At 68.6% G+C, this 21026-nt stretch carries 18 protein-coding genes, 1 tRNA gene and 2 riboswitches; of the genes, 12 read left to right on the top strand and 7 right to left on the bottom strand.

Annotated features, from left to right (window positions below; all coding sequences use genetic code 11):
• Positions 1–71: 71 nt before the first annotated feature.
• Entirely contained in the window at positions 72–950 is an 879-nt protein-coding gene (htpX, locus tag MKD50_RS16920; protein WP_252667833.1) for a protease HtpX, read from the top strand.
• A gap of 10 nt (positions 951–960) precedes the next feature.
• Here htpX and arfB read toward each other — a convergent pair whose 3' ends face one another.
• From arfB to MKD50_RS16905, 3 genes are all read right to left on the bottom strand, one after another.
• Positions 961–1365, bottom strand: coding sequence for an alternative ribosome rescue aminoacyl-tRNA hydrolase ArfB (gene arfB / locus MKD50_RS16915; protein ID WP_115678901.1), 405 nt, complete (start codon positions 1363–1365; stop codon positions 961–963).
• Between the two features lie 38 nt (positions 1366–1403).
• Positions 1404–2219 carry a MipA/OmpV family protein gene (locus MKD50_RS16910; RefSeq protein ID WP_252667831.1) on the bottom strand — a complete coding sequence of 272 codons (816 nt, stop codon included), beginning with the start codon at positions 2217–2219 and terminating at the stop codon, positions 1404–1406.
• Positions 2220–2383: 164 nt separating this feature from the next.
• A tRNA-Arg gene (locus tag MKD50_RS16905) sits at positions 2384–2459 on the bottom strand.
• Between the two features lie 464 nt (positions 2460–2923).
• On the opposite strand from MKD50_RS16905, the gene MKD50_RS16900 reads away from it, so the two are divergent.
• The gene (locus MKD50_RS16900) at positions 2924–3823 is read left to right on the top strand and encodes a c-type cytochrome (RefSeq protein ID WP_252667829.1); all 900 of its coding nucleotides are present in this window, start codon (positions 2924–2926) and stop codon (positions 3821–3823) included.
• Between the two features lie 75 nt (positions 3824–3898).
• Here MKD50_RS16900 and hemN read toward each other — a convergent pair whose 3' ends face one another.
• The gene (hemN, locus tag MKD50_RS16895) at positions 3899–5371 is read right to left on the bottom strand and encodes an oxygen-independent coproporphyrinogen III oxidase (protein ID WP_252667827.1); all 1473 of its coding nucleotides are present in this window, start codon (positions 5369–5371) and stop codon (positions 3899–3901) included.
• 197 nt (positions 5372–5568) lie between these two features.
• On the opposite strand from hemN, the gene MKD50_RS16890 reads away from it, so the two are divergent.
• Entirely contained in the window at positions 5569–6696 is a 1128-nt protein-coding gene (locus MKD50_RS16890; RefSeq protein ID WP_252667825.1) for an ABC transporter substrate-binding protein, read from the top strand.
• Positions 6697–6720: 24 nt separating this feature from the next.
• On the opposite strand, the gene MKD50_RS16885 is transcribed toward MKD50_RS16890, so the two are convergent.
• The gene (locus tag MKD50_RS16885; protein WP_240073042.1) at positions 6721–8817 is read right to left on the bottom strand and encodes a UvrD-helicase domain-containing protein; all 2097 of its coding nucleotides are present in this window, start codon (positions 8815–8817) and stop codon (positions 6721–6723) included.
• A 274-nt stretch (positions 8818–9091) separates the two neighbouring features.
• Here MKD50_RS16885 and MKD50_RS16880 point away from each other — a divergent pair, with 274 nt between their 5' ends.
• The 9 genes from MKD50_RS16880 to MKD50_RS16840 all read left to right on the top strand — a co-directional run bounded on the left by MKD50_RS16880 (position 9092) and on the right by MKD50_RS16840 (position 18631).
• Entirely contained in the window at positions 9092–9319 is a 228-nt protein-coding gene (locus MKD50_RS16880) for a YMGG-like glycine zipper-containing protein (RefSeq protein WP_012354259.1), read from the top strand.
• A 73-nt stretch (positions 9320–9392) separates the two neighbouring features.
• A riboswitch (glycine riboswitch) is annotated at positions 9393–9480 on the top strand.
• Positions 9481–9501: 21 nt separating this feature from the next.
• Positions 9502–9626, top strand: a riboswitch (glycine riboswitch).
• A 94-nt stretch (positions 9627–9720) separates the two neighbouring features.
• Positions 9721–10848, top strand: a complete 1128-nt coding sequence (gene gcvT / locus MKD50_RS16875) for a glycine cleavage system aminomethyltransferase GcvT (RefSeq protein ID WP_115705376.1) — start codon at positions 9721–9723, stop codon at positions 10846–10848.
• Between the two features lie 100 nt (positions 10849–10948).
• Entirely contained in the window at positions 10949–11329 is a 381-nt protein-coding gene (gcvH, locus tag MKD50_RS16870; protein WP_018006183.1) for a glycine cleavage system protein GcvH, read from the top strand.
• Positions 11330–11427: 98 nt separating this feature from the next.
• A complete protein-coding gene (gene gcvP, locus MKD50_RS16865) occupies positions 11428–14358 on the top strand; it encodes an aminomethyl-transferring glycine dehydrogenase (RefSeq protein ID WP_252667823.1) in 2931 nt (976 codons plus the stop codon).
• A gap of 92 nt (positions 14359–14450) precedes the next feature.
• Entirely contained in the window at positions 14451–15827 is a 1377-nt protein-coding gene (locus MKD50_RS16860; protein ID WP_252667821.1) for an L-serine ammonia-lyase, read from the top strand.
• 55 nt (positions 15828–15882) lie between these two features.
• Entirely contained in the window at positions 15883–16620 is a 738-nt protein-coding gene (locus tag MKD50_RS16855) for an MBL fold metallo-hydrolase (protein ID WP_252667820.1), read from the top strand.
• A gap of 26 nt (positions 16621–16646) precedes the next feature.
• Positions 16647–17120, top strand: a complete 474-nt coding sequence (locus MKD50_RS16850) for an OsmC family protein (protein WP_252667819.1) — start codon at positions 16647–16649, stop codon at positions 17118–17120.
• 19 nt (positions 17121–17139) lie between these two features.
• On the top strand, positions 17140–17997 hold the full coding sequence (locus MKD50_RS16845; RefSeq protein WP_252667818.1) for an alpha/beta hydrolase: 858 nt from the start codon (positions 17140–17142) through the stop codon (positions 17995–17997).
• Between the two features lie 142 nt (positions 17998–18139).
• The gene (locus tag MKD50_RS16840) at positions 18140–18631 is read left to right on the top strand and encodes a glycine zipper family protein (protein WP_115678914.1); all 492 of its coding nucleotides are present in this window, start codon (positions 18140–18142) and stop codon (positions 18629–18631) included.
• Positions 18632–18681: 50 nt separating this feature from the next.
• On the opposite strand, the gene MKD50_RS16835 is transcribed toward MKD50_RS16840, so the two are convergent.
• Together MKD50_RS16835 and MKD50_RS16830 are read right to left on the bottom strand one after the other, a co-directional pair.
• Complete coding sequence (locus MKD50_RS16835) at positions 18682–19797, bottom strand: YbdK family carboxylate-amine ligase (RefSeq protein WP_115705384.1); 1116 nt, start codon at positions 19795–19797, stop codon at positions 18682–18684.
• A complete protein-coding gene (locus MKD50_RS16830; protein WP_252667817.1) occupies positions 19797–21023 on the bottom strand; it encodes a cation:proton antiporter in 1227 nt (408 codons plus the stop codon). Before MKD50_RS16830 ends, MKD50_RS16835 begins: the two co-directional genes overlap by 1 nt.
• Positions 21024–21026 lie beyond the last annotated feature (3 nt).

Genomic DNA, 21026 nt, shown 5'->3' with positions numbered 1-21026 from the left:
TGCGGCGCGCGCCTGCGGTCCGACCGCATCCTTGCGCCGCATGGCGCGACCTACCACTGCTCCACACTCACATGAAACGCGTACTGCTTTTCCTGGCGACCAACCTCGCCGTCATGCTTGTCCTCAGCATCACCGCCAGCGTGCTCGGGGTGAACCGCTTCCTGACCGCCAACGGGCTGAACCTGGGCATGCTGCTGGCGTTTGCCGCGCTGATGGGCTTCGGCGGCGCCTTTATCTCGCTGCTGATGTCCAAGACCATCGCCAAGTGGTCGACCGGCGCGCAGGTCATCACCCACCCCAGCACCAGCACCGAGCTGTGGCTGGTGCAGACCGTCGAAAAGCTGGCGCAGCGCGCCGGCCTGCCGATGCCGGAAGTGGCCATCTACGAGGGCGAACCCAATGCCTTCGCCACCGGGGCCACGAAGAACAGCTCGCTGGTGGCGGTGTCCACCGGCCTGCTGCAATCGATGTCGCATGAAGAGGTCGAGGCCGTGCTCGCGCACGAGGTGGCCCACGTCGCCAACGGCGACATGGTGACGCTGACGCTGATCCAGGGCGTGGTCAACACCTTCGTGATCTTCCTGGCACGCGTGGTGGGCTACTTCGTCGATTCGATGCTGCGCAAGAACGACGAGGAATCGAGCGGCCCCGGCATCGGCTACATGGTCACGGTAATCGTGTGCGAGATCGTGTTCGGCATCCTGGCCAGCATCATCGTGGCCTGGTTCTCGCGCCAGCGCGAGTTCCGCGCCGATGCCGGCGCCGCCGGCCTGATGGGCACCCCCACGCCGATGGTCGCGGCCCTGCGCCGCCTGGGCGGGCTGGATCCGGACGGGCTGCCGCAGAACATGCAGGCAATGGGCATCGCCGGCGGCAAGTCGTGGATGGCGCTGTTCTCGAGCCACCCGCCGATCGAGCAGCGCATCGCCGCGCTGCAGTCGGCACGCTAAAGGCAAAAGCTCAGTCGAACACCCGACCGCGCAGCGCCTTGACCTGGCTGCGCTGGCTCTTGCCCTCCAGCCGGCGCTGGCGCGACGCCAGCGTCGGCCGCGTCGGCCGGCGCACGCGCGGCGGCGTGGCCACGCTGCGCACCAGCTCGTGCAGGCGCCGCACCGCATCGTCCCGGTTCTGGTCCAGGCTGCGGAACTGCTGCGCCTTGATCACCACCACGCCGTCGCGCGTGATGCGATGGTCATGCAGCGCCAGGAGGCGTTCCTTGTGGTCAGGCGGCAGCGAAGATGCCCGCACGTCGTAGCGCAGGTGCACGGCGTTGGATACCTTGTTGATGTTCTGCCCGCCCGCGCCTTGCGCGCGGATCGCGGTAATCAGGTATTCGTGGTGGGGAATGACCAGCTCGTCGACCATGGCTGCATCATAGCAAGCCGGCCCCCCGCCGGACCTCGCTAGCGCCACGAATAAGCCAGGCCGATGCCATAGGTGATCTGGTTGCGGGTGCCGCGCTGCGTGACGATGGGGCTGTCGGCCGCGTCGCCGGCCAGGCGCTGCGCGTAGACCATCGCGCCGCCATACCAGTGCTTGTCGAACTGGTAGATCATCGCCAGCCAGCCTGTAAACTGCTCCAGCCCGCCGCCCGGGCTGTAGACGGGCAGGCCGCTGGCGGCCGAGTCCGCCGGCGTTACGCCGAAGTAGGTACGGTTGAAGCTGCCGCTGACCCAGGTCGCGCCCAGGCCCATGCCTGCGTAGAGGCGCTGGTGCAACGGCATCCAGAAGGTGCCGGTGGCGGTGACGCGGCTGCCGCCGTAGACGATGCCGGCATTGGTCATCACGTTGACGCCGCCGCGCAGCCGCCACGGGACACGTCCGGGGTTGAGGTATTCATAGCCGATGTACCCGCCCGCCTCCACCGTGGTGTCGATCTCATGCACCTGCGCCACGACCGGATCGTCGACGTTGTTGCGGCCGAGGCGCAACCCTACCGCGGGCCCCCACTGCAAACCCGTCAGTCCGCCGAAATTGAACTGCGCATACGGCCCATACCATTCCAGCAGCCGTCCGCCCGCGGTCACATAGCGCACGCCGGGCACCACGCCGAGCATGCGATCCTTGCCGCCGGCGAACTCCGTAGTCGAGCCCACGCCCAGCCCGGCCATGTTGGGCAGGGAGCCAGGCAGGCTCAGTGGCGTGGCAACGGCTGCGGCGCTAGCGCCGGCGAGCACCAGTGCTGCCAGCCTGCGCAGGAGGTTCGTCGGAATCGCCATGGCTGTCTGCGGCGCGGCGCCAGCGGCGCGCGCGATTCGGTGGAGTGTGTGAATCTATCAGCACCGGCGCGCGCGCCTCCGAATCGCGTGCTGAAAGTTTTCGTCGCGCGAATTAAGGCCTGCCCGCCGGGACGCGGACACTGCTTGGGACATCGGAGGAAAATTGGCGCGCCCGGCTGGGATCGAACCAGCAACCCCTGCCTTCGGAGGGCAGTACTCTATCCATTGAGCTACGGGCGCACAGGACGGTTTTGCAACCGGTTTTGCGGGTACAGCGGTTGCGGCGGGCGAATGCCGCCGCAGGAAAGTCGCATAGGATACCGCTTTTGCCCGGCGCCGTCCATGCGGGGCCGATACGGGCGCCGGGGAACGTCTCGCAACCGCCGCTTTTTGGCACTGACAGGGGGGCTTTGGCGCTATAATCGCCAGCTATTTGCGTCAAATCGTGCCCGTCGCGCCGTCGGCGCAACGAGTCGACCGGGGTCAAATCCGGGCGGCTGGTTGTCGGCGACAATCGGGCCCCGGTCCGGGAGACAGTCCGAGGTACGCAAATGGCAACAGACCCAAGTCAGGCAAGGGCCGCAGGGGAGCGCGGGCGGCCCGGATGGGGCCGGATAGTGGTCAGCGAAGGGCCACACCAGGGCCAGAAAAAGCAAGCCGAGCGTAAGCGGCCAGAAGGTTTCCTGCAAAACTGAGAGTTCTGTATGAGCGACGTCCACAACGAACACCCCGAGCACGAGTCTCCCATCAAAACCCCGAAGCAGTTGATCGCAGTCGTGATCGCGGCGTTCCTGGTGCCGATCATCGTGATCATCCTGCTGGTCAACTTCGTCGGACACGGCTCGACCGAAAGCGCCGGCGCGAGCACCGCCGCCGAAGCCGTCAACGATCGCATCAAGCCGGTCGCGTTGCTCGAAATCAAGGATCCCAACGCGCCGCGCGTATTCAAGACCGGCGAACAGGTCTACAAGGAAATCTGTGCCGCCTGCCACGCCACCGGCGCTGCGGGTGCGCCCAAGCACGGTACCGCCGGCGACTGGTCCGCGCGCATCGGCCAGGGCTTCGACGGCCTGATGAAGTCGGTGCTCAACGGCAAGGGCGCGATGCCGCCGCGCGCCGGCAGCACGCCTGACGACTACACCGATTATGAACTGGCACGCGCCGTGGTCTACCTGGCCGACGCCGGCGGCGCCAAGTTCCCCGAGCCGCCGGCCCCGGCCGCTGCCGCGCCTGCTACGGCCGCAGCCCCTGAAGCGGCCGCCCCGGCTGCCGCCGCAGCGCCGGCCCCCGCTGCGGCTCCGGCAGCCGCTGCCGCACCCGCACCCGCACCTGCCGCCGCAGCTGCCGCGCCGGCAGCTGCCTCGGCCGAAGTGGGCAAGAAGGTCTACGAGCAGGTCTGCGCTGCCTGCCATGCCGCCGGCGTGGCCGGTGCGCCCAAGTTCGGCGACAAGGCCGCCTGGGCCCCGCGCCTGAAGGAAGGCATGGATGCGGTCCACAACTTTGCGCTCAAGGGCAAGGGCGTGATGCCGCCCAAGGGTGGCTATGCCGGCCCGGACGCCGACGTGATCGCCGCATCGGACTACATGGCCAACGCCGCCAAGTAAGCCGGCGCCGACGCCAACAAAAAACCCGCGCCTGCGCGGGTTTTTTTTCGTCCGGCCCGGGGCCGCTCTTGCGCGCTACACCACGCGCGAGTACCGCGGCACGATGCGGATCGGCTGAATGCCGTCGCTGGCGCCGCGCGCGCCGTTCTCGACGGGCCTGGCGGCGTCGTCGCGCAGGTAGCGGTCGAACACCATCGCCACGCGGCGCACCAGCAGCCGGCCCAGCGGCGTCACCGTGATGCGGCCGGGCTCGCGGCACACCAGCCCGTCCGCGGCGAGGCGGTCGAGCTCGGCCAGCTCTGCGGCGAACGTCCGGTTGAAATCGACGGAATGTCGCGCCTCGATCTCCGACAGTTCGAGCACGCCATTGCACATCAGGTCGCCGATCAGCTCGCGCCGCAGGTGGTCATCGGCCGTCATCGCCACGCCCCTGGCCAGCGGCAGGCGGCCCTGGTCCAGCGCGCCGTAGTAGTCGTCGAGCGTGCGCGCGTTCTGCACGTAGCGCCCCGCGATCGCGCCGATCGCCGAGATGCCGAGCCCGACCTGGTCGTAGCCGGCATGCGTCGAATAGCCCTGGAAGTTGCGCTGCAGCCGGCCCTCGCGCTGGGCCACGGCAAGGTCGTCGTCGGGCAGCGCGAAGTGGTCCATGCCGATATAGACATAGCCCTCGGCGGTCAGCCGCTCGATGGTCGAGACCAGGATGTCGAGCTTCTCGCCGGCCGGGGGCAGCGCGTTTTCGTCGATGCGGCGCTGCGGCTTGAACACATGCGGCAGGTGGGCGTAGCTGTAGACCGAAAGCCGGTCCGGGCGCAGCGCCAGCACCTGGTCGATGGTGCGGCCGAAGCGCGCCGCGGTCTGGTGCGGCAGCCCGTAGATCAGGTCCAGGCTGACCGAGCGGAAGCCCAGCGCGCGCGCGGCATCGACCACGGCGCGGGTCTCCTCGAACGGCTGGATGCGGTGGATGGCCTGCTGGACCTCGGGGTCGAAATCCTGCACGCCCAGGCTGACGCGGTTGAAGCCCAGTTCGGCCAGCAGCGCCATGCGGTCCTGGTCGACGCGGCGCGGATCGATCTCGATCGAGTGCTCGCCGTCGGCCGCCAGCGCGAAATGCGTGTTCAGCAGCGCCATCACGCGACGCATTTCTTCCGGATTCAGGAAGGTCGGCGTGCCGCCGCCCCAATGCGACTGGATCACCTGCCGGCGCTCGCCCAGCCGCCCGGCCACCAGCGCCATCTCGCGGCCCAGGTAGCTGACGTAGCGCGCGCTGCGGCCGTGGTCGCGGGTGATGATCTTGTTGCAGCCGCAGTAGTAGCAGATGTTCTCGCAGAACGGGATATGCAGGTACAGCGACAGCGGCGCGGGCGCGTCGGCGCGGCAGGCGTCCAGCGCGTCGTGGTACAGCGACGGGTCGGGACGGTTGTGGAAGCGGTCGGCGGTCGGATACGAGGTGTAGCGCGGGCCGTTGCCGTCGATGCGCCCGGCCAGCGCGCGGAAGTCAGAGAGGGCGCGGCGGTCGAGCGCGGCGGAAATCAGGGCAGACGGGTTCATGGGGGCGCGGGGGAATGGGTGTGCGACACGTCATCGTAGGACCGCGCCGGCGCCCGCAGCTTGACCGCCGTCAAGTGCTGGCCTGAGCCGAGCGGCGCCGCCGCCGCTGGGCTGCACGCGTAAGTCACATTGGCGTCATGGGTGCCGGGTACGCTGCGCGCCACCGCGCCCGCGCGCGATCCGTCACCGTCCCAGCCATGCCAAGTTCCCGCCCACCCGACCCGCCCGCGCCGTACCCACCGCTGCGCGACCATTCACCGGCACGCGCCAGCCGGCGCCGGCTGCTTGCCGCCACCGGCATGGCACTGGCGCTGCCCGCTCTTTCTACGCGGGCGCAGGCGCCGCGCACGGTGGTGGTCGCGCAACTGGTCGACCGCAACGGCGCGCAGTCCGACCTGGCGCGCGACTACCTGGCCGGTGCCAAGGTCATGTTCGACGCCGTCAACGCCGCCGGCGGCCCGGTGCGGATCCAGCATGTGGTGCGCGATGCGGACCCGGATCCGCGCCGCGCGCTGGCGCAGGCGGTGTCGCTGGCCGATACCGAACATGCGGGGCTGCTGTTCGGCCCCGGCGACCGGCTGCTGCCCGTGCTGGCGTCGTCATCCGAACTGGCGCGGCGCGGCATGCAGATCGTCGCGCCGCTGTCAGGGCTGACGCTGGCCGCCGACAATGTCTGGTTCACGCGGGCCGACTACCAGGCCGAACTGGACGCGGCCGCGCAACAGTTGCGCGGCTACGGTCTGGCGCACATCGCGCTGGCCGTGGCGCCGGACTTTGCGGTGTCGTCGCTGGCCAGGCTGGAAGCGCAGACCGGCACCCGCGCGGTGTTGCTCGAAGGCAGCGGCGACGCCGCGGCACGGCGCATTGCGGCAACACGCCCGGGCGCGGTGATCGTCGCCGGCGACACGCTGGCCTATGCCCAACTGGGCCGGGCGCTGGCGGCGCAGGGGTGGTACGGCTTCCTGGTGGGCCTGTCCGCGGTCAGCGCCAATGCCGCGCGCGAGATCCTGGGCCGCGGCTACGCCGGCGGGATGGTGCTGACCCAGGTCGCGCCGGGCCCGCAGAAGGCAACGTTGCGGGTGGTCAAGGAGCACGTGGCGCGCATGAAGCAGTACCTGGACGAGCCGCCGTCGCCGGCGACGCTGGCCGGCTATATCGGCGCCGCCTGGCTCGCACGTTCGCTGCAGGGTGTGCGCTCTGGCGGCACGGCGGAGTTGCGGCGGGCGCTGCAGGGGCGCGTCGACGTCGGCGACTTCACGCTGGACTTCACGCGCGGGCAGCGCGGCTCGCGGTACGTCACGCTGGCGGTTTCAGGCGCGCGGTAGAAGTTGCGCCGGCGCCTTGACCGCTCAGCCGGCGACCGTCTTGCCCCCATTGCCGAGCAGCGCCTTGAGCGCGCCGAGCCGGTCCTTGGGGCTCATCGCCGGGGTTTCGTCCTTGGGTGCCGGCGCTTCTTCCAGCTTCATCTCGCCGATAAAGCGCGACGGCTGGCACGAATAGGTCTCGCGCGCACGCTTGCGCTTCTTGCACCAGCTGATCTGCAGGCTGCGCTGCGCGCGCGTGATGCCGACATACATCAGCCGGCGCTCTTCCTCGATCTTCTCGTCGGTCATGTCGTCGTCTTCGCGGCAGTGAGGCAGGATGCCCTCTTCCACGCCGACCAGGAACACGTGCGGATATTCCAGCCCCTTGGACGCATGCAGCGTCGACAGCCGCACCGCGTCGGGATCTTCCTCGCGCCCTTCGAGCATGCTCATCAGCGCCACGGTCTGCGTCAGCTCGAGCAGGTTCTTGCCTTCGCTGCCGAAGCCGTCGGCGTTGTCGAAGCCGGTGGCCTCCTCGCCCTCGGCCGCGTCCGGCTTGGTGCCTTTGCGCTTGAGCCAGTCGAGGAATTCCAGGGTATTGGTCCAGCGCGACTGCGCCTGCCGTTCGTCGAAGCTGTCGTACAGGTAGGCCTCGTAGTGGATGCCGGCCATCAGGTCGTCGAGCACCACGGTGGCCGGGTCCTTGGCCGCGCGGTCGGCCAGCCGCACCATCGATTCGCAGAACACCCGCAGCGGCTCCAGCTGGCGCGGCTGCAGCTTGCCCTCGATGCCGCCCATCATCGCCGCCTCGAACAGCGACACCTTGGCCTGGCCGGCGAAGGTGCCCAGCACTTCGAGCGTGGTGTTGCCGACGCCGCGGCGCGGCGTGGTGATGGCGCGGATAAAGGCGGGATCGTCGTCGGGGTTGGCGATCAGGCGCAGGTAGGCGCAGATGTCCTTGATCTCGGCCTTGTCGAAGAAGCTCTGGCCGCCCGACAGCACGTAAGGGATGCGTTCGCGCCGCAGGATCTGCTCGAACAGCCGCGCCTGGTGGTTGCCGCGGTACAGGATGGCATAGTCGCGGAACTGCGCGCGGCGCTCGAACTTGTGCGCCGACAGGCGAAACACCACCGACTCGGCCTCGTGCTCCTCGTCGTTCATCGGGTGGATGGCGATGGGATCGCCCATGCCATGCTCGCTCCACAGCTTCTTGTCGAACAGCTTGGGATTGTTGGCGATGACCGCGTTGGCCGCTTCCAGGATGCGCACGGTGGAGCGGTAGTTCTGCTCCAGCTTGATCACCTTCAGGTTGGGGAAGTCGGTCTGCAGGCCGCGCAGGTTGTCCAGCGTGGCGCCGCGCCAGCCGTAGATGGCCTGGTCGTCGTCGCCCACCGCGGTGAAGGCCGGCGCGCGCAGGTGCGAGCCACCCGCCAGCAGCTTGAGCAGCTGGTACTGGCAGGCGTTGGTGTCCTGGTACTCGTCGACCAGGAAGTAGCGCAGCCGGTTCTGCCACTTGAGCCGGACCGCTTCATCGCGCGCGAACAGTTCGGCCGGCAGGCGGATCAGGTCGTCGAAATCCACCGCCTGGTAGGCGTTCAGCGTGGCGACGTAGTTGCGGTAGACCAGCGCGGCCTGGTGCTCGTCGGCATTGGCGGCCTGCGCGATCGCGGCCTCGGGGTCGACCATGCCGTTCTTCCACAGCGAGATCGTGCTCTGCACGCCGCGGATCAGCTTCTTGTCGGTGGTGCCCAGTTGCTCCTGGATCAGGCCGAAGCAGTCGTCCGAATCCATGATCGAGAACTGCGGCTTCAGGCCCACGTGCTCGGCTTCCATGCGCAGGATCTGCACGCCCAGCGAGTGGAACGTACAGACCGTCAGCTGCTTGAGCGGAATGCGCTTGCCCTCGCGCGTGGTCTTGCCCTCCATCAGCTTGGCGATGCGCTCCTGCATCTCCTTGGCCGCCTTGTTGGTAAATGTGACGGCGGCGATATGGCGCGGCTCGAAGCCCTTGTCCTCGATCAGATGCGCGATCTTCTGCGTGATCACCCGGGTCTTGCCGGAGCCCGCGCCGGCCAGCACCAGGCAAGGCCCGTCCAGGTAGCGGACGGCTTCGGATTGGGCGGGGTTCAGGCCATGGGTCATGCGGGGCAAGCGTGTGGGGGCAGCGGCGGAATCGACGGAATGCGGCGGGAATTGCCGGCATCCCGTCACCCGGGCCTGCGGCAAAGCTGCCGATGTTAACACGGTCGCCGCGGCGGGTCAGTCAGCGCAAGCCGCGCGCACGGGCGCGGCTGTGTCACTGGCGTAACACTTCGTAAAACGCGGAGCCAATGACATGACGCGACACTCTAAACAGTGTGTCCCCCGGTCCGTCGGATCGCTTGGGCATGCACAAATCATCACATCGGAGCCAACAATGAAAACCCTGCAAACTTTGACCAAGGTGACCCTGATCGGCATGACGGTCGCGGCCTTTGCCGGTTGCGCGGACATGACCCCGAAACAACGTAATACCGCCATCGGCGCCGGTGCCGGCGCGGTCGGCGGCGCCGTCCTGACCGACGGCAGCGCGCTGGGTACGCTGGGCGGGGCGGCAGTGGGCGGCGTAATCGGTAACGTCGTTACCGACGACAAGAAGAAGTAAGCGCTGCCGCGCAGCGGTGGGTACGGCGGCCTCGCCTTGGTTTGACAAAGGCGGGGGCCTCCCGTACATTGCGCGCATCCGACCGGGAGAGCGCGCATCGCCTGCGCCGCCGAAGGGGTATCACCCGAAAACTCTCAGGCACCACGGACCGGTCGGATCGGCATGCAACATGCACACGATGCATGCCGCACTCTGGAGAGCGGCACCCGCCATTCGTGGCGAGCGTGCCCACCGAAGGGGCGCACGAGGATTGGGTCCACGGGATCCGCCTCGTAATCTCTCAGGTATCGAGGACAGAGGGGTCATCCGCCGCAGCGGATTGCTTGCCATATTGGCGTAGCGATGGTTGCGGCGGATGGCCCTTTTTTGTTTTCGCCAACCGAGACTGCCCCGAGGATTCCATGACGCTCCAGGCCACGCCCCTCAACGCTATCCACCGCGCCCTCGGCGCCCGCATGGTCGACTTCGGCGGCTGGGACATGCCGGTCAACTATGGCTCCCAGATCGAAGAACACAACGCCGTGCGCAACGATGCCGGCATGTTTGACGTCTCCCACATGTGCGTGGTCGATCTCGCCGGCCCGAATACCCGCAGCTTCCTGCGCGGCCTGCTGGCCAACAACGTCGACAAGCTGCAGTCCCCCGGCAAGGCCCTCTACTCCTGCATGCTCGACGAGAACGGCGGCGTCATCGACGACCTGATCGTCTATTTCTTCGCCGAGGACCGTTTCCGCCTGGTGGTCAACGCCGGCACCGCGGTCGGCGATATCGACTGGATCCGCGCCCGCAACGACGCCACCGGCAGCGGCGTGACCATCACGCCGCGCCGTGAGGACGTTGCGCCCGCGGGCGTGCAGCCGCTGGCGATCGTCGCGGTGCAGGGCCCCAACGCCCGCGCCAAGGTGTGGAGCACCTTCCCGTCGACCCAGCCTTCCGATGCGCTCAAGCCGTTCAACGCGGTGGTGGTGCAGGACCCCGCCCTCGGCGAAGTGATGGTGGCGCGCACCGGCTACACCGGCGAAGACGGCTTCGAGCTGGTGGTGCCGGCCGCCAGCGTCGCCGGCCTGTGGGAAAAACTGAATGCCGCGGGCGTGCGCCCGGCCGGCCTGGGCGCGCGCGACACGCTGCGCCTCGAAGCTGGCATGAACCTGTACGGCCAGGACATGGATATCAAGGTCTCGCCCCTGGACGCGGGCCTGGCGTGGACCGTCGACCTGCAGAGCGAGCGCGATTTCACAGGTAAGGCGGCGCTGGCCGCGGCCGGTTCGCGCCAGCAGTTTCTCGGCCTGATCCTGCGGGACAAAGGGGGCGTGCTGCGCGCCCACCAGAAAGTCATCACCCCCGCTGGTGACGGCGAAATCACCAGCGGCACCTTCAGCCCCTCGCTGTCGCAATCGATCGCATTCGCGCGCCTGCCCCAGGGGGTGAACGTGGGCGACACCGTGCAGGTGGAGATCCGCGACCGCAAACTCAACGCGACTGTGGTTAAACTGCCGTTTGTGCGTCATGGCAAGGCACTCGTGAGCTAAGGGGACAGCCCCGCTCACCCAACGGTCGCCCTCGCCTGCCGGCAGCGTTGCCGGGCAGGTATCACCCAACAAGAAACAGATCTGAATCCGGAGAACCTTCATGAATTTCCCCGCTGACCTCAAGTACACCGAGTCGCATGAGTGGGTGCGCGTCGAAGCCGACGGCACGCTCACCATCGGCATCACCGACCACGCACAGGATGCGCTGGGCGACATCGTTTTCCTGGAACTGCCCGAAGTGGGCAAGTCGGTCGGTGCCGGCGACGCGCTGGCCGTGGTGGAATCGGTAAAGGCTGCTTCCGACATCTACGCACCCGTGGCCGGCGAAGTGATCGCGGTCAACGAAGCCGCCACCGCGGCGCCGGAAAGCGTCAACGCCAACGCCTTCGACGCGTGGCTGTTCAAGCTCAAGCCGGCCAACGGCGACGACGTCAACGGCCTGATGTCGGCCGACGCCTACAAGGCCAGCGTCGGCGCCTGATCGCCCGCCGGTCCCGCGCCAGGGACCGGCACACCGCATTCGCGGCGCCGCGGCACGGCTGACCACCTGCCGCAGCGCCCCCCACGAGGTTCTTGCCCATGAACGCCCCGCTGCCCATGAACGCCGCCCACGCAACCCGGCCCACGCTGGCCGAACTGGAGGCGCGCGACGCCTTCGCCGCCCGCCATATCGGCCCCGATACCCCCGAGCAGCAGCACATGCTGAAGGTGCTCGGCTATGACAGCCGCGCAGCGCTGATCGACGCCGTCATCCCCGCCGCCATCCGCCGCCGCGACGGCATGCCGATGGGCGAGTTCACCGAGCCGCTGAGCGAAGAGGCCGCGCTGGCAAAGCTGCGCGCGCTGGCGGGCAAGAACAAGGTGCTGAAGAGCTTTATCGGCCAGGGCTACTTCAACACCATCACGCCCGGCGTCATCCTGCGCAATATCTTCGAGAACCCGGCCTGGTACACCGCGTACACGCCCTACCAGCCCGAGATCTCGCAGGGCCGGCTGGAAGCGATGCTGAATTTCCAGCAGATGGTCACCGACCTGACCGGACTCGACATCGCCAATGCCTCGATGCTCGATGAAGGCACCGCCGCGGCCGAGGCGATGACGCTGCTGCAGCGCGTGAACAAGCACGACTCCAATATCTTCTTCGTCGCCGACGACGTGCTGCCGCAGACGCTGGAAGTGGTACGCACACGCGCGCTGCCGCTGGGCATCGAGGTCAAGGTCGGCCCCGCCGCTGACGCTGCCGCCGCGGGCGCCTTCGGCGTGCTGCTGCAGTACCCGGGCGTCAACGGCGACATCAATGACTACCGCGCCATCGCCGACGCCGTGCACGCCGCCGGCGGCCTGGTGGTGGCCGCCGCCGATCTGCTGGCGCTGACGCTGATCGCCGCGCCGGGCGAATGGGGCGCCGACGTCGCGGTGGGCAACTCGCAGCGCTTCGGCGTGCCGCTCGGCTTTGGCGGCCCGCATGCGGGCTACATGGCGGTGAAGGATGCGTTCAAGCGCTCGATGCCGGGCCGCCTGGTCGGCGTGACCATCGACGCGCAGGGCAATAAGGCCTACCGCCTGGCACTGCAGACGCGCGAGCAGCATATCCGCCGCGAGAAGGCCACCTCCAATATCTGCACCGCGCAGGTGCTGCTGGCGGTGATGGCGTCGATGTACGCGGTCTACCATGGCCCGCAGGGCCTGAAGCGCATCGCGCAGCGGGTGCATCGCCTGACCGCGACGCTGGCCGCGGGCCTGCAGGCGCTGGGCTTCGCGCGTACCAACGACAACTTCTTCGACACGCTGACGCTGGAAACCGGCTTCAACACCGATGCGATCCACGCCGCCGCCACCGCGCGCGGCATCAACCTGCGCCATGCCGGCGCCACGCGCGTCGGCATCTCGCTGGACGAGACCGCCACCCGCGCCGACGTGATCGCGCTGTGGGAAATCTTTATCCAGGGCAAGCCGCTGCCCGCCGAGGTCGACTTCGACCAGTTCGAGGCCGCCACGCAGGACGCGTTTCCGTCCGCGCTGGCGCGCACCAGCGCCTACCTGACGCACCCGGTGTTCAACACGCACCACGCCGAGCACGAGATGCTGCGCTACCTGCGCATGCTGGCCGACAAGGACCTGGCGCTGGACCGCACCATGATCCCGCTGGGTTCGTGCACGATGAAGCTGAACGCCACCAGCGAAATGATCCCGGTGACCTGGCCCGAGTTCAGCCAGATCCACCCGTTCGCGCCGCTGGACCAGACCGTGGGCTACCGCGAGATGATCGACCAGCTCGAGGCCATGCTGTGCGCCGCCACCGGCTACGCCGCGGTCAGCCTGCAGCCCAACGCCGGCTCGCAGGGCGAGTACGCCGGCCTGCTGATCATCCATGCGTATCACGCCAGCCGCGGCGAAAGCCATCGCGACATCTGCCTGATCCCGTCGTCGGCGCACGGCACCAACCCGGCGTCGGCGCAGATGGCCGGCATGAAGGTGGTGGTGGTGGCCTGCGACGAGAACGGCAATGTCGACCTGGAAGACCTGGCGCAGAAGGCCGGGCAGCACAGCAAGAACCTGGCTGCGATCATGATCACCTACCCGTCCACGCATGGCGTGTTCGAGCAGGGCGTGCAGCAGATCTGCGAGATCGTGCACAAGCACGGCGGCCAGGTCTACGTCGACGGCGCCAACATGAACGCGATGGTCGGCACCGCCGCGCCGGGGCAGTTCGGCGGCGACGTATCGCACCTGAACCTGCACAAGACCTTCTGCATTCCGCACGGCGGCGGCGGCCCGGGCGTGGGCCCGGTTGCGGTCGGCGCGCACCTGGCGGATTTCCTGCCCAACCAGGACAGCGTCGGCTATCGCCGCGACGAGCGCGGCATCGGCGGCGTGTCGGCGGCGCCGTTCGGCTCGGCCAGCATCCTGCCGATCTCGTGGATGTATATCGCGATGATGGGCTCGGCCGGCCTCACCGCGGCGACCGAGAACGCGATCCTGGCCGCCAACTATGTCGCCAAGCGCCTGGCGCCGTACTACCCGGTGCTGTACACCGGCCAGCACGACCTGGTCGCGCACGAGTGCATCCTGGACCTGCGCCCGCTGCAGAAGGAAACCGGCATCAGCAACGAAGACGTGGCCAAGCGCCTGATGGACTACGGCTTCCACGCGCCGACCATGAGCTTCCCGGTGCCGGGCACGCTGATGATCGAGCCGACCGAGTCCGAAGCGCTACATGAGCTGGACCGCTTCATCGACGCCATGATCGCGATCCGCCAGGAGATCGGCCGCGTTGCCGACGGCACCTTCGACCGCGACGACAACCCGCTCAAGCACGCCCCGCACACCGCCGCGGTGGTCACCGCCAACGAGTGGACCCACCAGTACACGCGCGAGGAAGCCGCCTACCCGGTGGCGTCGCTGCGCACGCAGAAGTACTGGCCGCCGGTCGGCCGCGCCGACAACGTGTACGGTGACCGCAACCTGTTCTGCGCCTGCGTGCCGGTCAGCGACTACGTGGTGGACTGAGCCGGCACCCCGGCCACAAGCTAAGCTGTACTCAGGGCGCCGCGCAACGCGGCGCCCGCCGGCCTGGTCCGGCGTCAATCTGGAGGCCGTCCGTGGCAGTCAGCGTATTCGATCTGTTCAAGGTGGGCATCGGCCCGTCGAGCTCGCACACCGTGGGGCCGATGCGTGCGGCGCTGATGTTCGCGCAGGGGCTGGAGCGCGACGGGCTGCTGCCGCAAGTCGCCGGCGTGCGGGTGGAGCTGTATGGCTCGCTGGGCGCCACCGGCAAAGGCCACGGCACCGACAAGGGCGTGATCCTGGGCCTGATGGGCGAGGCGCCCGACACCATCGATCCCGATTCCATCGATACGCGCCTGGCGGCCCTGCGCAAGACCCGCGAGCTGTCGCTGCTGGGCCGCCACCTCGTGCCCTTCGTCGAGAAGGAGCACATCGCCTTCTACCGGCGCGAGGCCATGGCCGAGCATCCCAATGGCATGAAGTTCCACGCCTTCGATAGCGCCGGCGCCACCCTGCGCGAGGCGCGCTACCTGTCGGTCGGCGGCGGCTTCGTGGTCACCGCGGGCGCACCCAATACGCAGGTGCTCAACGCCGCGCAGCAGCTGCCGCACCCGTTCCGCAGCGGCAAGGAGCTGCTCGGGATGGCCAGCGCCAGCGGCAAGAGCATTGCCCGGCTGATGCTGGAAAACGAACTGACCTGGCGCAGCGAGGCCGAGGTCGTCAACGGCCTGCTGCATATCTGGGACGTGATGCAGGCCTGCGTGGCGCGCGGCTGCCGCACCGACGGCGAACTGCCGGGGCCGTTCAGGGTAAAGCGGCGCGCGCCCGAGCTGTACCGCAGCCTGACCGAGCGCGCCGAGCGCACGCTGTCCGACCCGCTCTCGGTAATGGACTGGGTCAACCTGTACGCCATCGCCGTCAATGAAGAAAACGCCGCCGGCGGACGCGTGGTCACGGCGCCGACCAATGGCGCGGCCGGCATCATCCCGGCGGTGCTGCACTACTACGATCGCTTCGTGCCTGGCGCCAACCGCGAGGGCGTGGTCGATTTCCTGTTGACCGCGGGCGCGATCGGCCTGCTGTACAAGCTCAACGCGTCGATCTCCGGCGCCGAGGTAGGCTGCCAGGGCGAGGTCGGCGTGGCCTGCTCGATGGCGGCCGGCGCACTTGCCGCGGTCACCGGCGGCAGCCCGGCGCAGGTGGAGAACGCTGCCGAGATCGGCATGGAGCACAACCTGGGCCTGACCTGCGACCCGGTCGGCGGGCTGGTGCAGATCCCGTGCATCGAGCGCAACGCGATGGCGTCGGTCAAGGCGGTCAACGCGGCGCGCATGGCGCTGCGCGGCGACGGCACGCACTACGTGTCGCTCGATTCGGTGATCAAGACCATGCGCGAAACCGGCGCCGACATGAAGACCAAGTACAAGGAAACCGCGCGCGGCGGCCTGGCGGTGAATATCGTGGAGTGCTAGCGCCGGTGCGGCGTATCATGGCGGCGTTCCCCGGCCAAACAACAAGAGGACGGCCATGCAGACCTTCCACCAGCTGTTCGACGAGACCTCGTCCACCTTCACCTACCTGCTGATCGACGCCGCCACCGGGGACGCGCTGCTGATCGATCCGGTCGACCACCAGCTCGAGCGCGACCTGAAGCTGCTGCAAGAGACAGGCGCGCGCCTGGCGTGGGTGATCGAGACCCATGCCCATGCCGACCACATCACCTCGGCCGGCCACCTCGCCCTGCAGACCGGCGCGCATACCGCGGCGCCGTCCGGCTGCGACATCAAGCCCGCGCACAAGCAGCTGATCGACGGCGACACCGTTGCCTTCGGCAAGCAGGTGCTGCGCGCCATCCATACCCCCGGGCACACCGCCGGCAGCATGAGCTACCTGTGGGAAGAAGCCAGCGCCGACGGCGTCGTGCGCCGCATCTTCACCGGCGATGCGCTGCTGATCGACGGCTGCGGCCGCACCGATTTCCAGTCCGGCGACGCCGGCACGCTGTACGACAGCCTGACCCGCAAGCTGTTCGCGCTTCCCGACGACACACTGGTCTATCCGGCCCATGACTACAAGGGCCGCACCGTGTCCACCATCGGCCATGAACGCGCACACAACAGCCGCGTCGCCGGCCGCACGCGCGAGCAGTTCGTCGAGATGATGCGCAACCTGAACCTGCCGCGCCCCAGGCTGATCGATGTCGCCGTGCCGGCCAACCAGCGCCTGGGCCTGCGCGACGGCGAGAGCGTGCCGCACGGCGCCTGAATCCTCCCAACCTCAGGAGTCCCTGCATGTCCACCTACACCGCTGAAGTCCTGTGGCAACGCGACGGACAGGATTTCGCCGGCAACCGCTACAGCCGCCGGCATGTGCTGCGCTTTGACGGCGGCGTCGAAGTGCCGGGCTCGTCGTCGCCGCACGTGGTGCCGGTGCCGATGTCCGACGCCAGCGCGGTCGACCCGGAAGAGATGTTCATCGCCTCGCTGTCGAGCTGCCACATGCTGTGGTTCCTGTCGCTGGCGGCCAAGCAGCGCCTGGTGGTCGACCGCTACCTGGACACGGCCAGCGGTGTGATGGAAAAGAACGCCGACGGGCGCATGGCGATGACGGTGGTGACGCTGCGCCCGCAGGTCACGTTCGGCGGCGAGCGCGAGCCGACGCGTGAACAGCTCGACGCCCTGCACCACGCCGCGCACGAGGCCTGCTTTATTGCCAACTCGGTCAGGTCCGAGGTGCGCTGCGAACCGCTGTACGCCGGCGCCTAGCCGCGCCAGCCACACGGTCATGCCTGCCTGCGTGCAGCCCGCCCCAACGGCACCCGCGGCGCCGCCATGGACGGCGCAGGCGCGCCTGTGGCGCTGGCTGGCCGCGGCGCTGGCGGGGCTCGCCGCGATCGCCATGCTGCAGGATCACTTCCTTTATTTCCCCGAACGCGCTGCGGTCGACGACATGGTTTCGCCCGGGCTGCGCGCGTGGCCAGGTCCGGACGATTTCCGCGGCCTGGTGGCCGAGCCGCGCGGGCCGGTGCGCGCCACCGCGATGGTGTTCCACGGTAACGCCGGACATGCCGGGCATCGCGACTACTACGCCAGCGCGCTGGCGCCGCTGGGCGTGCGCGTGATCCTGGCCGAGTACCCGGGATACGGGCCGCGCCCGGGCACCCTGGGCGAGCGCAGCTTCGTCGCCGACGCGGAGCAGTCGATTGCGCTGGCGCGGCGCCAGTTCGACGGCCCGCTGCTGCTGATCGGCGAATCGCTGGGAGCGGGCGTAGCGGCGGCGGCGGCCGCGCGCCAGCGCGACAGCGTTGCCGGCGTGCTGCTGATCACGCCGTGGGACAAGCTGGTGCACCTGGCCTCGCATCACTATCCCTGGCTACCGGCCGGCTGGGTGCTGCGCGACCGCTACGACAGCGTCGCCAGCCTGGCTGGCTTCGGCCGCCCGGTGATGGTGGCGGTGGCGCAGCGCGACACCATCGTGCCGGCGCGCTTCGGCGAGGCGCTCTATGCGTCGCTGGGCGAACCGCGACGGCTGGTGGTGATCGACGGCGCCGGCCACAACGACTGGACCGGGCATGTCGACCTGGCCTGGTGGCAGAAGGCCACCGCGTTCCTGCTGGCGCCGCCACCCACCACAAACAAATAACATCGCGCCGCCAAAACACTGATTTGACTTAGCCCTGCGGGCCGCAAATACTGGCCTTCACAGGACACGGAACGGCGTGCCGCTCGCGCACCGGGCGGCGCGTCCAGCATTGCGTAGCCGACAACTGCGGGGGTACACGATCATGAAGCAACGCCAGCATCGCAAGCCGTATCTCGCCCTCGGCGCGCTGGCCGCGGCCCTCGCGCTGGCGCCGTTCCAGGCCACTGCGCAGAGCAAGCCCGTCGCCTATCCGGCCAAGGGCCAGAGCCAGCAGCAGCAGGCCAGCGACGACGGCGCGTGCTACAGCTGGGCCAAGCAGCAGACCGGCGTTGATCCTGCCCAGGCCGCCAACGCGCCGCCGCCGGCCCAGGCGCAAAGCGGCCAGCGCGTGCGGGGTGCGGCAGGCGGCGCTGCCGCGGGGGCCGTGGCGGGCGCGATTGCGGGCGACGCCGGCAAGGGCGCGGCAATCGGCGCTGCAACGGGTACGGTCGCCGGCGGCATGGCGCACCGCCAGTCACGCCGCCAGGCGAATGCGGCCAACCAGCAGGCGGCGGCCAATACCAGCCAGGCAATGGGCTCGTACTACCAGGCCTGGGGCGCCTGCATGCAGGGGCGCGGCTACAGCGTCCAGTAAGGCAGCGGCGCGTTCAACGCGCACTCAGGCAGCCCGCTCAGGCAGCCCACTCAGGCAGCCCACTGGTCACACGCCTTGCGCACCGTCTCGCGCTGGCTGCGCGCGTCCGCGTCGACCTGGCGCAGCCAGTGCGCGTCGCCGTCGCGGCGCTCGGCCAGGGCGCGGATATTGGCCAGCGCCTCGAGCGAACCGAGCGCCTCGGCATGCGGCACCAGCGCGTCGCAGATCGACAGGATATGGTCCGCGATCGGCATGCGGGTCAGTTCGTTGGGGTGCACGTATTCGCCCTCCAGCCCGAAGCGGCAGGCCTGGAAGCGGTTGAAGGTGTACACCAGGTAGTCGTCTTCCTGCGGCATGAACGGGCGCGACAGCAGCAGGTAGCGCGCCAGCATCTGGATATACGCGGCGATATCGCAGGCGCGCTGCACCGTCAGCGGCGTGTCCATCACGCGGACCTCGATGGTGCCGAACTCCGGCTTGGGTCGGATATCCCAGTAGAAGTCCTTCATGCTTTCGATCACGCCGGTGTTGCGCATCTTCTCGAAGTACGCGGTGAAGGCATCCCACGTCAGCAGGAACGGCGCGCGCCCGCTCATCGGGAACGCCGCGACCGAATTCAGCCGCGCCGAGGCAAAGCCGGTGTCGACGCCCTGCACATAGGGCGAGGACGCCGCCAGCGCGACGAAGTGCGGCACATAGCGGCCGATGGCGTGCAGCAGGAACAGCGATTCGTCGGCACTGGGGCAGCCGATATGAACGTGCTGGCCGAACACGGTGAACTGCTTGGCCAGGTAGCCGTACAGCTCGGAGATGTACTGGTAGCGCGGCGAATCGGAGATGGTGCGGTCGGACCATTGCTGGAACGGATGCGTGCCGCCGCCGGCAATGCCCAGGTTCAGCGAACGCGAGGCCGCCACCATCAGGTCGCGCATCACGGTCAGTTCTTCCAGCGCCTGCTGGTAGCTGTGGCATATGCCCGTGCTGATCTCGATCATCGACGGGCTGATCTCGGGCTTGATGTCGCCCGCATGCTCGGCGCCCTTGAGCGCGCGCAGCAGGTCGGGCGCGAACGGCGCCAGGTCATAGTCATGCCGGTTGACCAGCTGCAGTTCCAGCTCGACGCCGAAGGTCAGCGCCTCGGATTGCTTGAACGGTTCGAGCGACATCAGCGCCCTCCTCCATTGGCCCGGATATCAACGCGGACTTCGCCTGCGTAGCGCAGCGCCCAGGCCGCGATCACCGGACCGAAAAGTTGTTCGATGGCCAGCGCGCACAGGATGATGGCTGCCAGCGGCTGTCCGGTGCCCGGGTACAGGCGCGCGACATCGTGCATCAGCAGGTAGGCCAGGCCCGACATCGGCGCCAGCGCCAGCCCGAGCGCCATGCACTGGCGCAGGCTCAGGCCCGAGAACGAACCCAGCGACACCACCCCGGCCAGCTTGGCAACGTGGCGCAGCACCACCAGCGCGATGGCGTAGACACCGCCCACGGCCCAGTCCTGCGCCGTCAGGGGCAGGCCCAGCGACACCACCATGACGATGATCAGCAGGCTGCCGGCGCTGCCGAAATGCGGCGGCCACACGTGCGGCTGGTTGTCCTGGTGCTTGAACACCACGCCGGCCAGCATCAAGGTCAGCGGCATCGACAATTTTAGTACCCGGGTCAGCGCCAGCGTGAACAGCACCAGGCCCACCAGCACCAGGAAGCTGTAGTGGTCGTCGGCCGACATGCGGTCGTAGATGGCATGGCCGAGCTTGCCCACCATCCAGGCCAGCAGGCACGAGCCCACCAGCAGGTACAGCGGATGCAGCAGCGCGGCGCCGAGGTTGCCGTATTCCGAATGCAGCCAGCCGGTGGCGACCTGCACGATGGCGGCAGCATAGATGCTGTTGAGCGCGGCCATGGCCAGCAGCCGCTCGGTGACCTGCCCGTCGGCACGCAGCTCGTTCTTGAGCTGCAGCACGATGGTGGGCGAGGTGCTGACCGCGATGCCGCCGGCGAGGATGGCCACCCCGGGCGAGGCGCCGATCCACTGCAGCACCGCCGCCACCAGCCCCCACGTCAGCAGGCTTTCAAAGGCACTGGTCAGCAGCAGCCAGCGGTTGGCGCGCAGCCAGGTCAGCGAGAGTCGATGCCCAAGTTCGAACAGGGCCAGCGCCAGCGCCATATCGATCAGGATACGGGTCTGGTTGATCATGTTCTCGTCGACGATGCCGCGGCCCAGCATGCCGGCGCACAATCCCGCCGCCGCATAGCCTACGATGCGCGGGCAGCGCAGCCAGCGCCGGCTCAGCTCGCCCGCCAGGCCGGCGCCGACCAGGGCCAGTCCGACCCAGAAGAGGCCGCCGGGCGCGAGCGGGAGGCTAGGAAAAAGTTGGCTCAGTCCGTTCATGGC

It is taken from the genome of Cupriavidus mimosae, assembly GCF_023952485.1.
Taxonomy (GTDB): Bacteria; Pseudomonadota; Gammaproteobacteria; order Burkholderiales; family Burkholderiaceae; genus Cupriavidus; species Cupriavidus taiwanensis_C.
This window is presented reverse-complemented; position numbering and strand designations above follow the sequence as displayed.

Coding starts and splice junctions, on each gene's coding strand:
- htpX (WP_252667833.1), top strand. CDS start 72: ATGAAACGCGTACTGCTTTTCCTGGCGACCAACCTCGCCGTCATGCTT.
- arfB (WP_115678901.1), bottom strand. CDS start 1,365: ATGGTCGACGAGCTGGTCATTCCCCACCACGAATACCTGATTACCGCG.
- MKD50_RS16910 (WP_252667831.1), bottom strand. CDS start 2,219: ATGGCGATTCCGACGAACCTCCTGCGCAGGCTGGCAGCACTGGTGCTC.
- MKD50_RS16900 (WP_252667829.1), top strand. CDS start 2,924: ATGAGCGACGTCCACAACGAACACCCCGAGCACGAGTCTCCCATCAAA.
- hemN (WP_252667827.1), bottom strand. CDS start 5,371: ATGAACCCGTCTGCCCTGATTTCCGCCGCGCTCGACCGCCGCGCCCTC.
- MKD50_RS16890 (WP_252667825.1), top strand. CDS start 5,569: ATGCCAAGTTCCCGCCCACCCGACCCGCCCGCGCCGTACCCACCGCTG.
- MKD50_RS16885 (WP_240073042.1), bottom strand. CDS start 8,817: ATGACCCATGGCCTGAACCCCGCCCAATCCGAAGCCGTCCGCTACCTG.
- MKD50_RS16880 (WP_012354259.1), top strand. CDS start 9,092: ATGAAAACCCTGCAAACTTTGACCAAGGTGACCCTGATCGGCATGACG.
- gcvT (WP_115705376.1), top strand. CDS start 9,721: ATGACGCTCCAGGCCACGCCCCTCAACGCTATCCACCGCGCCCTCGGC.
- gcvH (WP_018006183.1), top strand. CDS start 10,949: ATGAATTTCCCCGCTGACCTCAAGTACACCGAGTCGCATGAGTGGGTG.
- gcvP (WP_252667823.1), top strand. CDS start 11,428: ATGAACGCCCCGCTGCCCATGAACGCCGCCCACGCAACCCGGCCCACG.
- MKD50_RS16855 (WP_252667820.1), top strand. CDS start 15,883: ATGCAGACCTTCCACCAGCTGTTCGACGAGACCTCGTCCACCTTCACC.
- MKD50_RS16850 (WP_252667819.1), top strand. CDS start 16,647: ATGTCCACCTACACCGCTGAAGTCCTGTGGCAACGCGACGGACAGGAT.
- MKD50_RS16845 (WP_252667818.1), top strand. CDS start 17,140: ATGCCTGCCTGCGTGCAGCCCGCCCCAACGGCACCCGCGGCGCCGCCA.
- MKD50_RS16840 (WP_115678914.1), top strand. CDS start 18,140: ATGAAGCAACGCCAGCATCGCAAGCCGTATCTCGCCCTCGGCGCGCTG.
- MKD50_RS16835 (WP_115705384.1), bottom strand. CDS start 19,797: ATGTCGCTCGAACCGTTCAAGCAATCCGAGGCGCTGACCTTCGGCGTC.
- MKD50_RS16830 (WP_252667817.1), bottom strand. CDS start 21,023: ATGAACGGACTGAGCCAACTTTTTCCTAGCCTCCCGCTCGCGCCCGGC.